A 12,013-nucleotide genomic window follows, 5' to 3' on the forward strand; every position below is an offset into this window, starting at 1 on the left:
ACCGGCGGGGGCGGTTGCTCAGTCCGTCTGGACGACCTGGCAGTCGTCGTTGCTCGCACCGCTGTCGGCCCGGGCCGGCTCCCACCGGAGCGAGCTCGGCGGGGTGTCGAGGAAGGCATAGGTCTCGCCCTGCTCAAGGCAGTTGTCGTGGTCCTTGCCGACCCTCGTGCCGCCCAGATCGGTGACCACGAAACCGCGCCTGGGGTCCAGCGTCACCCGGACCGTGAAGCCCTTGACGCGCCTGGAGCGGAAGGGCGCGTCCGAGGGGACGACCCACATGCCCGAGGGCTTCTGCTCGACGAGGGCCCGGTCCCCCTCGTCGGCGTCCTCGTCCCAGGCGTCGATATAGACGGTCGCGTTCGGCTGGATCTGCCTGAGCGCGGTGTTCTCCGTCGTGCATGAGGCGGTCAGACCGAGGACCGGCAGCAGGGCGGCCGCGGGCAGCATTCTCAGGCGCATCTCGTTCCTCTCCGGAAGTGCGTCGAACCCGGCCGTGCCAGGCCCGGGTCCCGGCCCTGGCACGGCCAAAAGTTTGACGATCACCCTGCCGGGCCGGTTCGCCCCGCACAGAACGGAAAGCCCCTGGACCCGCGGGGGTCGGCGTCCCGTCAGCGGGCGTTCAGGTGGCCGAGACGACGCCGGTCGAGACCAGCGCGAGCACGACGACGCCGAGGATCACCCGGTAGACGATGAAGACGGAGTAGGTGTGCTTGGCGACGAACTTCAGCAGCCAGGCCACGGCCACGTAGGCCACGGCGAAGCTGACCACGGTGGCGGTGATCGTCGCGGGCCAGCCGACGCCGTGGGAGATCGAGTCGTACTCGGTCGCGATCTGCAGCGCGCCGGCCGCGGTCAGCGCCGGGACGGAGAGGAAGAACGACAGCTTGGTGACCGCGACCCGGTCCAGGCCGCGCAGCAGGCCGGCGCTCATCGTCGCGCCCGAGCGCGACACCCCCGGGATCAGCGCCAGGCACTGGACCACCCCGATGATCAGGGTGTCCTTCCAGGTCACGTCCTTCTCGTGCCGGTCCTGGCGGGCCGTCCTGTCGGCGAAGTACATCACCCCGCTCCACAGGATCAGCGCCGAACCGACGAACCAGAGGCTGCGCAGCGTCGTCTCGATCTGGTCCTTGAACAGCAGCCCGACGATCCCGATCGGGATGCAGCCGACGATCACCGCCCACGCCTGGCGGTAGTCCAGGTCGGCGCGGCGCTCGCGGCTGGCCAGCCCCCGCACCCACGCGGCGATCAGCCGCTGGAAGTCGCGGCGGAAGTAGATCAGCGTCGCGAGGACGGCGCCCACCTGGATGATGGCGGTGAACGCCGTGATGTCGGGGTCCTGGGGGGAATACCCCATCAGGCTTTCGAGGATCGTCAGATGCCCGGTGCTGGAGACCGGCAGGAATTCGGTCAATCCCTCGACGGCACCGAGGAACACCGCTTCCAGAATGTTCAACCTAGCCCTCGTATTCGTTCGTCGACGCGGGCCGCGGCACGTGCGCGGTCGCCTGCCGGGACCGGCCGCGTCTCACGGTTCAGGGGGGACGCCGCACCATGAAGCTCCGCGTCGGCAAGGCTGGATCGAGGGGCTCCGTCAGCGGCAGCAGAAACAGTACTGGTCGATGTGAGGCAGGCAAAACTCACTCTCGGTGCACGGTGCCCGCCCGACCTCGAAGTTCACCGAGAATTCACCCCGTGGTCCTTGCCTTTCCTGAAGGCCGGGAGAACTGCGGAAAGTCGCCATCATCCCTTTTCGGACACGAACATGGGATAGAGGTGCGGGGTCCGCTTGGCCAGCGGGTCCAGATGGTGGCCCATCATCTTGTCGTTGGCCTCCCGCAGGTCGAGGTCGAGCAGCAGCTGCTCCTCGAAACCGGGGCGCGTCCAGTAGCCGGTCGGGTAGCGCATCACCGCGATCGGCTGGCCCGGGGCGAAGTCGTCCGGGCGCAGGGCCTGGCTGCCGAGCCCGGCCGGGCAGTCCAGCCGGGTCACCGACACCAGGTGGACGCGGTTCTCCTCGGTGCGCTCGGTCGCCGCGATCTCCATCGCCGCCCGCGACGTCCACGAGGTCGGGTGGACGATCAGCTCCGCGCCCTCCAGCGCCAGCACCCGCGCGACCTCCGGCACCCACACCTCGTCCCCGACCATCGCCCCGATCGCGCCGATCGGGGTGCGGGCGACGGTGATCTCGTCGCCGGGGGAGGCCCAGGCGCGCTCGGCGTCGGTGAGGTGGGTCTTGCGGTAGGCGTGGACGACCGCGCCGGTGTCGTCGACCAGGTGGACGGTCGAATGGAAGCGGCCGCCGGCGCCCCTCTCGACGAGGCTGGCCGCGACGTACAGCCCGGCCTCGGCGCACGCCTTCGAGACCCGGTCCAGGACCTCGCGGGACAGGTCCGCGGCGGCGCCAGGGTCGGCGGCGGCCTCGCCGTCGGCGAAGCAGAACAGCTCGGGCAGCACCCCGAGCCGCGCGCCGCGCCGCCCCGCGTACGCGATCTGGCCGAGGGCGCGCCGGATCGTCCACTCGGTGCCGCGGAAGTGGGAGACCTGCATCAGCGCGGTCGGCAGCGGCCGGGACGGCAGGTCGCGGGGCGCCGGGCCGTACATCGCCGCGGCGGGCACCTGGTCCAGCGGCAGGGTCAGCGCCCCGTACAGCTCGGGGCGGCGCCAGGCGACCAGGTCGGCGACGCCGGGCATCCGCTTGTCGCCGGCCTCGGACGGGTCGATGTCGGCGACGGCCAGGTCCGGCTCCAGCTCGCTCGCCTCGGCCAGGCGGGTGCCGTCGGGGGCGACGATCTGGCTGCCGCCCATCCACGGCCACTCCAGCTCGGGGCCGCCGACGGTGTTGGCCGCCACGTGGAACACCCGGTTCTCCATGGCCCGCAGCGGCACGTGGACGCGCAGCTCGTCGGGCCCCCGGGAGTTGAGCGAGTTGCACAGGATCCGCGCGCCGAGCAGGGCCAGCGCCCGCGGGGTCTCCGGGACGATCCCGTCCGCGCACAGCAGCAGCCCGATCGGGCCGAGCGCGGTGTCGAAGACCTGGTAGGGCTCCTCGCCCGGCTCGAACAGGGTGTACTCGTAGTCCCACAGCACGTGCTTGCGGTGCACGCCGACGATCCCGCCGTCCGGGCCGATGAGGACGGAGGCGATGTGCACGATCGGCTCGGCGTCCCCGCGCAGGTCGACGCCGGCCGCGACGTGCAGGCCGAGCTCGGCCGCCGTCTCGCGCAGGCCCGTGACGAACGGGCCGGACAGGTCCTCGCCGCGCTCCCAGCATTCCCGGCGGTCCGCGTAGTCGCGGACGCGGTTGGAGTTCTCGGGCAGGACGACGAGGCGGGCGCCCTCGCCGGCGGCCCGCCGCAGGAAGCCGCGGCAGAGGGCGAGGTTCTCGCGCACGTCCGTGCCGGAGAAGAACTGCGCGGCCGCCACCCGGACCGTGCCGGCGGAGGGCGTCGATGGCATGGAGATGGTCCTTTCGCTGGACGGCGGTCAGAGGGTCGCGAGCAGGCGGCCGGCGCCCTCGACGCGGTCGGTGATGCCGTTGGCCCGGTAGGCGTGCCAGAGGGTGGCGGCGTTGATCGGGATCACCGGCTTGCCCAGCTCCCGTTCCAGCTCGTCGGCGACGCCGATCACCGGCAGGTTCGTCCCGGCCTGGACGAGGGCGTCCACGCCGGGCCCGTCGACGGCGGCGAACGCGGCCCGGATCTCCTCGGGTCCGACCGAGGCGATCGAGGTCGCCGAGCCGCACTTGAGGCCGCGCACGGCGTGCACCTCGTAGCCCAGCTCGGTGAAGAAGGCGCGGACCTGCTCGTCGGCGACCGGCTGGTACGGCGTGATGACCCCGATGCGGCGGGCTCCCAGCGCGGTCAGGGCGGCGTGGCAGGCGGAGGCGCCGGTCGAGACGCGCAGCCCGGACAGCTCCCCGATCCACCGCTCGAACTCGGCGTTCCCGGCCGCGCCGCCCCAGAACGTCTCCGCGCTCATCCCCATGATCAGGTAGTCGGGTTCGCAGGTCAGCACGGAGGCGACGGCGGCGGCGATCTCCTCGCGCAGGCCGGCCAGGAACGTCTCGAACGCGGCGTCGGAGTCCAGCGCGGCGTCCCGGATCAGGATCCGGCCGGAGTGGAAGGACACGCCCGGGGCGCGGAAGCGGTAGTACTCGTCCTCCACGACGGTGTTGGTGGACGGGACGATGACGCCGAACGCGGCGCGCGGCGCGAGCACGGTGGTCATGCGGGCTCCTGTGAGTCGGAGGTGGAGGAGAGGGAGGGCGAGGGGGCGGCCCGGTAGCGGTGTTCGGCCTCGACGAGGGCGTCCTGGCCGAGCAGGGCGGTGAACTCGTCCCAGGGCAGGGTGCCGCCGGGGAGGGCGGCGCGGTCGAGCACGCCGCGGTAGGCGTCGCGCATCGCGCGGGCCCCGGCCAGGAGCGCCGCGACGGGGAACAGCGCGAGCCGCACGCCCGCCTTGGCCAGCACGGGCAGCGGGTCGGGCTCGGCTCCGGCCTCGGAGAAGTTCACCACCAGCGGCAGCCCCGCGGCGGCCTCGCGGACCGCCTCGAACTCGGCGGCGCCGCGCGCCCCCTCCACGAAGATCGCGTCGGCGCCGGCGGCGGCGTAGGCGGCGACCCGGGCGAGGGTCTCGGCCGTCCCGGCGACCGACAGCGCGTCGGTCCGCGCGATCACCAGCAGCCGCTGCCGGGCTCCGGCGGCCGCGGCGACGCGCGCCGCGGCCTCGTCCACCGGGACCAGGCGCTTGCCGGCCATGTGGCCGCAGCGCTTGGGCAGCACCTGGTCCTCCAGGTGCAGGGCGGCGGCGCCGGCCGCCTCGTAGCGGCGGGCGGTCTCGGCGGCCTGGAGCGGATCCCCGTAGCCGGTGTCGGCGTCCGCGACGATCGGGACGCCCGGCCCTGCCCCGGCGCTCACCCGGCGCAGCGCGTCGACCATGTCGGTGGCGCCGGTGAAGCCGAGGTCGGGCAGCCCGAGCGCGGTGGCGCTGACCGCGGCCCCGGACAGGTGCACCGCCTCGAAACCGGCGTCGGCGGCGAGCCGCGCGCTGAGCGCGTCGTGGCAGCCGGCGGCGAGCACGGGCGGCCCGGCGGAGATCCGGGCCCGCAGCCGGTCGGCGGGGAAGCCGTGGTGCCCGCTCATGCCGCGTCCCCGCCGGCGCACGCCCGGGAGCGGCCCCAGGCCCGGCGCACGTCCGCGGCCGTCCGGAGGTCGGCGTACTTGGCGCCGAGGTCGAACAGCGCGGCCCGGTGCGGCGCGGGGTCGCGGTCGGCGACGGCGTCGGTCACGACCGCGGGCCGGAAGCCGTGGCACAGGGCGTCGAGCGCGGTGGCCCGGACGCACCCGCTCGTGCTCACGCCGGTCACCACCGCGCCGTCCACGCCGAGCGAGGTCAGCGTGGAGGCGAGGGAGGTGCCGAAGAACGCGCTCGGGTAGTGCTTGGTGACGACCAGGTCGCCGGGCTCGGGCGCCAGCTCGGGCGGCGGCGCGGCGAAGGGCGAGCCCTCCTCGAAGAAGCGCAGCGCGGGCACCTTCCGGCGGAACAGGCCGCCGTCGGCGCCGTCCTTGCGGTACGACACGTAGGTGAAGACGACCGGATGCCCGTGCCGCCGGGCGTCGCCGGCGAGCGCGGCGACCCGCTCCACGACGGGTTCGATGTGCGGTCCCGCGTAGAGGGGGCAGTCGCGGTCGAGGTAGGCCCGGACGAGGTCGACGATGAGGAGGGCGGGGCGTGCCCCCATCCCCAGCTCGGCGCCGAATCCGGCGTCCTGGTAGTCCTCGGCCAGGGAACGGCCGCCGCTCCCGGCCGAGGGATCACCGGCCGGCACGTTCACTGGCCGACCTGGAACTGGATCGCGGTGCGCCCGGCGAGAATGGGCTTGATGTGCCGCGCGATGAGCTCCTTGTGGGGCGGGCTTTCCTGGTACGCCCGCCAGTCCTCGACGGTGTCGAAGTCGAGGACGGCGGCGAAGTCGTGGTTGCCGGGGACGAGCCCGAGGTCGGGCCCGCTGCGCAGCGCGCGGATCTGCGGGACGGAGCCGGGCAGGGCGCGGAACGCCGCGGCCGCCTCCTCCTTCTGCGCGGGAGTGGCCGAGTCGGACCACTGGAGGACGACGATGTGTCGCACCATCGGGGGGACATCCTTCGGGATCAGGTTCTGCTACCATTCCCGCAGTGTGAGAGCATGATTTTTGCTATGTGCGATCGTAGCACGACCCCCGACATCAGCTCCGAGCACACGGGAGGCCCGGTGCCCCAGACCGAGCGTGCGGCCGGCAAGGCCCAGCGGCGCAGCGGCGCCGAGAGTTCGCGCAAGATGCTGCACCTGCTGCTGGCGTTCAACGAGCGCCGGCACACCCGCACGGCCGCGGACCTGGCCAGGGCGCTGGACATGCCGCAGAGTTCGGTCTACCGCTACCTGTCCGTCCTGCGCGACACCGGGATGGTCGAGGACGTTGGCGCCGGCGAGTACCGGCTGACCTGGCTGTTCGTCGGCCTGGCCCGGGCGGCGCGGGCCGCCGGCGACACCCTGGAGAGTACCGCCCGCCCGGTGCTCGACTCGATCGCCGCTGCCGGCGGCGAGACCACCCTGCTCATCAAGCGGGTCGGCTGGAACGCGATGTGCATCGACCGGGTGGAGTCCCCGCATCCGGTCCGGCTCCAGTTCGATCCCGGCCAGCCGATGACGCTGCACCGCGGCTCGGCCGCGCGCGTCCTGCTGGCCTCGATGCCCGCCGCCGACCGCGACCGCTACCTGGCGTCGGTGACGGGGCTGACCCCCGCCGAGCGGGACCAGATCGAGTCCGACGTGGACACCGTCGCCCGGACCGGCTGGGTCGAGAGCTTCGGCGAGGTGGACGAGGGTATCTGGGGCGCCTCGGCGCTGATCCGCAGGCAGGGCGAGCCGCTGGCGGCGATCGGCGTGGCGGGCCCGCTGTTCCGGCTCCAGCAGGCCGACCGCATGAAGATCATCAATCTGCTGGTGTCCGGCGCGGCCGAGATCGCGGCGGCGCTGGAGCGGGGGCCCGGGAGCGGCGCGGCCCGCGGCTTCTCTTCTCACATCGCGGACGGCTGATCCGCCGGTCCATCGCTCGGCCGAGGTCGTGCCCCTGCCTCCAGGGGGCACGACCTCGGCTTTTCTGCGCCCCCGATACGGTGGTGACACCCGGTGGCCACCAGTGAAACGTCACCGATCGGCACGGACGGATGACGATCAGGTTTCCGGACACCCGGCATGTAACCCGTTGATTAAATCGCCGATCCGGCCCCGGTCCGGCTATTGACGTGCGGCGGTACCCCCGCTTACTGTCCATTCCCACATACCGAGCAAGCGGTTCCCGCAGTGTGAGAGCTGCAGATGTTTCAGGAGGATCCGTGAACCTCGGCCCCAACGGTTCGAACGGCACCGGCCGTTCGGACGGCGGCCCGGACGGCGCCGGCGGACGCACCGCCGCCGGCGACCACGACGTGGCGATCGCGGGCTTCGGCCCGGTCGGCGCCACGGCGGCGCTCGCGCTGGCCCGGGCCGGCCTGCGGGTGGCCGTCCTCGAACGCCGGCACGGGTGGTCCGACGACCCGGCCGAGTCCAGGGCGTCCACCTTCCACCCGCCCACCCTCGAGATCCTCGACCGCCTCGGAGTCGCCGGCCGGCTGCACGAGGTCGGCCTGGTCTCCGACACCTACCAGTACCGCGACCGCGCCGAGGGCGTCATCGCGCACTTCGACCTCGACAGCATCGCGGGCGACACCCCGTTCCCGTACCGGCTGCAGAGCGAGCAGCGCAACCTCGTGCGGATCATCGAGACGGAGCTGCGCGCGATGCCGAACGTGACGCTGGCCCTGGGCACCGAGGTGACCGGCGTCCGCGCCGGGGACACCGATGACGGTGTGGAGCTGGACGTCGACCCCGGCGGCACCGTGCGCGCCCGCTGGGTCATCGCCGCCGACGGCGCGGGCAGCGCGATCCGCCGCTGCCTGGACGTCGCCTTCGACGGCATCACCTACCCCGAGCACTTCCTGGTGGTGTCCACCACCGAGGACTTCGCGGAGCTGATCCCCGGCATCGCGACCGTCAACTACATCTCCGACCCCGTCGAGTGGCTGGTGCTGCTGCGGACGCCGCTGCACTGGCGGGCGCTGTTCCCGATCCCGAGCGGGGAGGAGGCCGCGGCCGCCGCGCAGGAACCGGAGGAGATCCAGCGCCGGCTGCAGGCGATCGCGCCGCTGCCCCGCCCGTACCGGGTGGCGCACAGCCGCGTCTACCGCGTCCACCAGCGGGTGGCCGACCGCTTCCGGGTGGGCCGGGTGCTGCTCGCCGGCGACGCCGCGCACATCAACAACCCCCTGGGCGGCATGGGCATGAACAGCGGCATCCACGACGCCGCCGCGGCGGTCGAGGCGATCCTGGCGGCCGAGCGCGGCGACCCCGGACCGCTGGAACGGTACGAGGAGACGCGCCGCGCCGTGGCGCACGACTACGTCCGCGTGGTGACCCACCGCAACTGGGAGGTCCTGCAGGAGACCGACGAGGCGGAGCGGATCCGCCAGCGCGAGGAGATGCGCGCCATCGCCGCCGACCCGGCCAGGGCCCGCGACCACCTGCTGCGCGCCTCGATGCTCGTCGGGACGCTGAGCCCGGAGGGCCGGGTCCGATGACGGCCGCCGCGACGCAGGTCACCGGACCCGCCGTCACCGAGCTGGTGCCCGGTGCGCTCTACCGGATCGGCGGCACCGTTCCGGCCTGCGACCTCACCTGGCTCGCCGACGGGACGGCCTCGTTCGAGCCGCTCAACTGCTACCTGCTGACCACCCCCGGCGACGCGGTCTTCCTCGACACCGGACCGGCGATCCTGCGGCCCCGGGTGGCGCGGGCGGCGCGCGAGCTGGCCGGGGACCGCGCGCTGTGGGTGTTCCCGACCCGCAACGAGTTCGACTGCATCGGCAACCTGGGCCTGCTGCTCGGCCTCCGGGACGACGCGCGCCTGCTCTTCGGAGGCGGCGGCGGGATCCTGGAATGGGTGGGCGACGAGGACGGCCGGAGCTTCCTGGGCCGGCGCGAGATCCGCCTGGCGCCCAACGGGTCCACCACCGAGTTCGGCGGGGGCGTCCGCTTCCACTGGCTGGACGCCCCGGTCAAGCAGATGTTCCTCACCCAGTGGGCGTACGAGGAGTCCACGAAGACGCTGTTCACCAGCGACTTCTTCGGCTGGTCGCGGCCGGGGGCGGCGGACGCGCCGCCGGTCGTCCAGCGGCCCGAGGACCTGCCGGGACCGGACGCGCTGCTGGAGGAGATCCCGCGCCGCGTGAACTGGCTGCCCGGCGCCACCGCGCCCGAGGTGGCCGAGGCGTTCGACCGGGTCGCCGCCGCCTACGACGTGGAGCGCATCGCCCCGGTGCACGGCCGCGTGATCAGCGGCGCCGCCACCGTGCGGCGCGCCTTCGACGACACCCGATCCGCGCTGGCCCGGCTGACGGAGGTCCGCACGAGATGAGAGAAGACGTGACCGCATACCCGGTCTCCGACCGGCTCCCACGGGAGTTCGCCCCGGGACTGTACTGGCTCGGCGGGTGCTCGGACTCCGGCGCCTGGCCCACCCGCAAGGGCGCGACCACCCACGAGCACCTGGCCACCTACCTGGTCGCCGGCACCGAGAAGACGCTGCTCGTCGACACCGGCCACTACGCCCAGTGGGACGGGATCCGGCGGCAGCTCGACGAATGCCTGGACGGACGTCCGCTGGACTACGTCTTCCCGACCCACCACGAAATCCCGCACGCGGGCAACCTCGGCCGCCTCCTCGACCTGCACCCGGGCGCGGTCGCGGTCGGCGACACCCGCGAGTACCACCTGTACTTCCCGGAGATCGCCCCCGAGCGGCTGCGCCGCACCCGCGCCGGGGACGCGCTCGACCTGGGCGGCACGCGGTTCGAGTTCCTCGACCCGGTCTGGTACGACCTGTCCGGCACGCTGTGGGGCTACGAGACGCGCGGCCGGACCCTGTTCACCTCCGACGGGCTCGGCTACATCCACGACCACTCGCCCGAGGTGTGCGGGCTGCTGCCCGGCGAGGTCCCGGCGGACGCGCCCGAGCACGGCGTGCGGCGGTTCGCGCTTCCGTTCGTCGGGATGCGCTACCACCGCATGGGGCCGGGCGTGGCCCGCTACCGCGAGCTCGTCCGCGAGCATCCCGTCCGCACGGTCTGCTCGGCGCACGGCGCCCCGCTCAGCGGCGAGCACCTCGCCGAGGTCACCGAGCGGGCGCTGCGGGTGGTCGAGGAGAACCGGCAGAGCATCTCCGGCCCCAGCACCCTGGACCGGACGGAGGCGACCCGATGAAGGCCACCGAGATCGTCCCCGGAGAGCTGTACCGCCTCGGCGGGGTCGTGCCGATCGACGGGCGGCTGAGCTGGCGCGCGCCCGGCGTGACCGGGCACGAGCCGATCGGCTGCTACCTGCTGCTGGAGCCCGGCCGGGCGCTGCTCGCCGGGACCGGGGTGCGGCTGCACGAGCGGCTCGTCCTCGACCAGCTCCGCGCGCTGCTGGACGGCCGCGAGCTGGAGATCTACGCCGACCGCAACGAGGCCGACCAGATCGGCAACCTCGCCGCCGTGGTGGCGGAGTTCGGGGTGCGGCGGATCTGGTTCGCCGGGGCCGGGCACCTGCTGCGCTGGTTCGAGTACGACGGGTTCGGCGGGAACGTTCCCACCGGCACCGAGATGGTGTTCATGGTCCCGCCCGGCGCGAACCGCGCCATCGACCTTGAGAGCGAGCGGCCGTCCACCGTCGGCTTCGGCGGCGGACGCCTGGAACTGCTCCACACCCGGCTGACCACGCTCGGCTTCGCCTGGCTGTACGACCGCACGACCAGGACGCTGTTCTCCAGCGACTTCTTCGGCGAGGTCCCCCTCGCCGCCCCCGGCGACCGCCCGGTCTCCGACGGGACGGGCATCACGTACGAGCAGGTCAGGGAGCACGTCTTCGCCCGCTTCTACTGGATGCGCGACGCCGATCCCGGGCCGCTGCTCGGCGACCTCGACGCCGTCTTCGGCGGCCGCGAGATCGAGCGGCTCTGCCCGTACCACGGCTGCGTCATCGAGGGCGCGGACGCGGTCCGCCGCCACCTGTCCCACGCGCGCCGCGTCCTCGGCGCCCGAGCCGCCGCAGTGAAGGAGTGACCATGGATCTCGACGACCTGCTCGACGTCTACGGCACCTACTTCGTCCCCGGCCGCTTCCCCCGGCCGATCGCCGAAGGGGTGCAGTGGATCGGCGGCTGCTCGGCGCTGTTCCTCGACCGGAGCAAGCCCGACCTCGCCCACTCCGCGCTCAACGCCTACCTGGTGCTGGGCGAGGAGAAGACCCTGCTGGTCGACGCCGGGCACCCCGCGCTGTGGCCCGGGTTCTCCGCCGCCCTGGACACGGCGCTCGGCGGCCGGCCGCTCGACTACGTGATGCCGACGCACCCGGAGATCCCGCACGCCGGCGCCCTGACCCTGCTCCACCGCACGTTCCCCGGCCTGACCGTGGTCGGCGACACCCGCGACTACTTCCTCTACCACCCCGGCGTCCCCGACTCGGCGTACCGGCCGATGGCGCCGGGGGAGCGGCTCGACCTCGGCGGCGGCCACGAGTTCGAGATCGTCGAGGCGCTGTTCAAGGACCTGCCCAACACGGTCTGGGGCTTCGACCACCGCTCGCGCACCCTGTTCCCCGCCGACGGGTTCGCCTACTTCCACTGGCACCGCCAGGACGCCTGCGGCCTCACCACCGAGGACCTGGGATTCGCGCCCGGCGCGGACACCTACGCGCCGATGACCGAGATCGTCAGCGGGCTGGAACTGCTCGACATCGAGGACACGGTCCAGCGGTTCCTGCGGCTGATCGACCACACCGACCCCACCGTGATCGCCCCCGCGCACGGCACCGTCGTCACCGACGTGCCCAAGTCGTTCGCCTACCTGGAGGCCCTGCGCGCCAAGGCCCGCCCCGCCCCCTGATCCCGCTCCCGCCCC

Annotated in this window: 13 protein-coding genes; 6 read left to right on the forward strand and 7 right to left on the reverse strand. The window is 73.3% G+C overall.

All coding sequences use genetic code 11. From position 1 onward, the window contains the following. Positions 1 to 18: 18 nt before the first annotated feature. The 7 genes from ACFPZN_RS47025 to ACFPZN_RS47055 form a co-directional block, all read right to left on the reverse strand. The gene (locus ACFPZN_RS47025) at positions 19 to 459 is read right to left on the reverse strand and encodes a hypothetical protein (protein WP_378290006.1); all 441 of its coding nucleotides are present in this window, start codon (positions 457 to 459) and stop codon (positions 19 to 21) included. A 160-nt stretch (positions 460 to 619) separates the two neighbouring features. Then, positions 620 to 1,456: an undecaprenyl-diphosphate phosphatase gene (locus tag ACFPZN_RS47030; RefSeq protein WP_378290009.1), complete on the reverse strand. Its 837-nt coding sequence runs from the start codon at positions 1,454 to 1,456 to the stop codon at positions 620 to 622. Between the two features lie 287 nt (positions 1,457 to 1,743). Then, positions 1,744 to 3,459, reverse strand: a complete 1,716-nt coding sequence (locus tag ACFPZN_RS47035) for a nitrilase-related carbon-nitrogen hydrolase (protein ID WP_378290011.1) — start codon at positions 3,457 to 3,459, stop codon at positions 1,744 to 1,746. A gap of 27 nt (positions 3,460 to 3,486) precedes the next feature. Next, on the reverse strand, positions 3,487 to 4,230 hold the full coding sequence (locus ACFPZN_RS47040; RefSeq protein WP_378290013.1) for a maleate cis-trans isomerase family protein: 744 nt from the start codon (positions 4,228 to 4,230) through the stop codon (positions 3,487 to 3,489). Then, on the reverse strand, positions 4,227 to 5,144 hold the full coding sequence (locus ACFPZN_RS47045) for an isocitrate lyase/PEP mutase family protein (RefSeq protein WP_378290015.1): 918 nt from the start codon (positions 5,142 to 5,144) through the stop codon (positions 4,227 to 4,229). The genes ACFPZN_RS47040 and ACFPZN_RS47045 overlap by 4 nt, the downstream gene beginning before the upstream one ends. Continuing rightward, positions 5,141 to 5,836, reverse strand: coding sequence for an isochorismatase family protein (locus ACFPZN_RS47050; RefSeq protein ID WP_378290017.1), 696 nt, complete (start codon positions 5,834 to 5,836; stop codon positions 5,141 to 5,143). Before ACFPZN_RS47050 ends, ACFPZN_RS47045 begins: the two co-directional genes overlap by 4 nt. Further along, on the reverse strand, positions 5,833 to 6,132 hold the full coding sequence (locus ACFPZN_RS47055) for a Dabb family protein (RefSeq protein ID WP_378290019.1): 300 nt from the start codon (positions 6,130 to 6,132) through the stop codon (positions 5,833 to 5,835). The genes ACFPZN_RS47050 and ACFPZN_RS47055 overlap by 4 nt, the downstream gene beginning before the upstream one ends. A 66-nt stretch (positions 6,133 to 6,198) precedes the next feature. Here ACFPZN_RS47055 and ACFPZN_RS47060 point away from each other — a divergent pair, with 66 nt between their 5' ends. The 6 genes from ACFPZN_RS47060 to ACFPZN_RS47085 all read left to right on the forward strand — a co-directional run bounded on the left by ACFPZN_RS47060 (position 6,199) and on the right by ACFPZN_RS47085 (position 11,998). Then, complete coding sequence (locus tag ACFPZN_RS47060) at positions 6,199 to 7,077, forward strand: IclR family transcriptional regulator (RefSeq protein ID WP_378290021.1); 879 nt, start codon at positions 6,199 to 6,201, stop codon at positions 7,075 to 7,077. A gap of 299 nt (positions 7,078 to 7,376) precedes the next feature. Beyond that, entirely contained in the window at positions 7,377 to 8,657 is a 1,281-nt protein-coding gene (locus ACFPZN_RS47065) for an FAD-dependent oxidoreductase (RefSeq protein ID WP_378290023.1), read from the forward strand. Further along, entirely contained in the window at positions 8,654 to 9,493 is an 840-nt protein-coding gene (locus ACFPZN_RS47070; protein ID WP_378290025.1) for an MBL fold metallo-hydrolase, read from the forward strand. Before ACFPZN_RS47065 ends, ACFPZN_RS47070 begins: the two co-directional genes overlap by 4 nt. Positions 9,494 to 9,501: 8 nt before the next feature. Then, on the forward strand, positions 9,502 to 10,338 hold the full coding sequence (locus ACFPZN_RS47075; RefSeq protein WP_378290027.1) for an MBL fold metallo-hydrolase: 837 nt from the start codon (positions 9,502 to 9,504) through the stop codon (positions 10,336 to 10,338). Further along, entirely contained in the window at positions 10,335 to 11,177 is an 843-nt protein-coding gene (locus tag ACFPZN_RS47080; RefSeq protein WP_378290029.1) for an MBL fold metallo-hydrolase, read from the forward strand. Before ACFPZN_RS47075 ends, ACFPZN_RS47080 begins: the two co-directional genes overlap by 4 nt. 2 nt (positions 11,178 to 11,179) lie before the next feature. Continuing rightward, positions 11,180 to 11,998 (forward strand): MBL fold metallo-hydrolase, encoded by an 819-nt coding sequence (locus ACFPZN_RS47085; RefSeq protein ID WP_378290031.1) that lies wholly within the window; start codon positions 11,180 to 11,182, stop codon positions 11,996 to 11,998. The last annotated feature ends 15 nt before the right edge of the window (positions 11,999 to 12,013 follow it).

Origin of the sequence: Actinomadura rugatobispora (assembly GCF_042656285.1) — a bacterium.
Classification (GTDB): domain Bacteria; phylum Actinomycetota; class Actinomycetes; order Streptosporangiales; family Streptosporangiaceae; genus Spirillospora; species Spirillospora rugatobispora.

What these genes read in the sequence shown, in the direction of transcription:
- ACFPZN_RS47040 (WP_378290013.1), bottom strand. Translation starts at nt 4,230, where the DNA reads ATGACCACCGTGCTCGCGCCGCGCGCCGCGTTCGGCGTCATCGTCCCG.
- ACFPZN_RS47085 (WP_378290031.1), top strand. Translation starts at nt 11,180, where the DNA reads ATGGATCTCGACGACCTGCTCGACGTCTACGGCACCTACTTCGTCCCC.
- ACFPZN_RS47080 (WP_378290029.1), top strand. Translation starts at nt 10,335, where the DNA reads ATGAAGGCCACCGAGATCGTCCCCGGAGAGCTGTACCGCCTCGGCGGG.
- ACFPZN_RS47035 (WP_378290011.1), bottom strand. Translation starts at nt 3,459, where the DNA reads ATGCCATCGACGCCCTCCGCCGGCACGGTCCGGGTGGCGGCCGCGCAG.
- ACFPZN_RS47060 (WP_378290021.1), top strand. Translation starts at nt 6,199, where the DNA reads ATGTGCGATCGTAGCACGACCCCCGACATCAGCTCCGAGCACACGGGA.
- ACFPZN_RS47070 (WP_378290025.1), top strand. Translation starts at nt 8,654, where the DNA reads ATGACGGCCGCCGCGACGCAGGTCACCGGACCCGCCGTCACCGAGCTG.
- ACFPZN_RS47025 (WP_378290006.1), bottom strand. Translation starts at nt 459, where the DNA reads ATGCGCCTGAGAATGCTGCCCGCGGCCGCCCTGCTGCCGGTCCTCGGT.
- ACFPZN_RS47045 (WP_378290015.1), bottom strand. Translation starts at nt 5,144, where the DNA reads ATGAGCGGGCACCACGGCTTCCCCGCCGACCGGCTGCGGGCCCGGATC.
- ACFPZN_RS47055 (WP_378290019.1), bottom strand. Translation starts at nt 6,132, where the DNA reads ATGGTGCGACACATCGTCGTCCTCCAGTGGTCCGACTCGGCCACTCCC.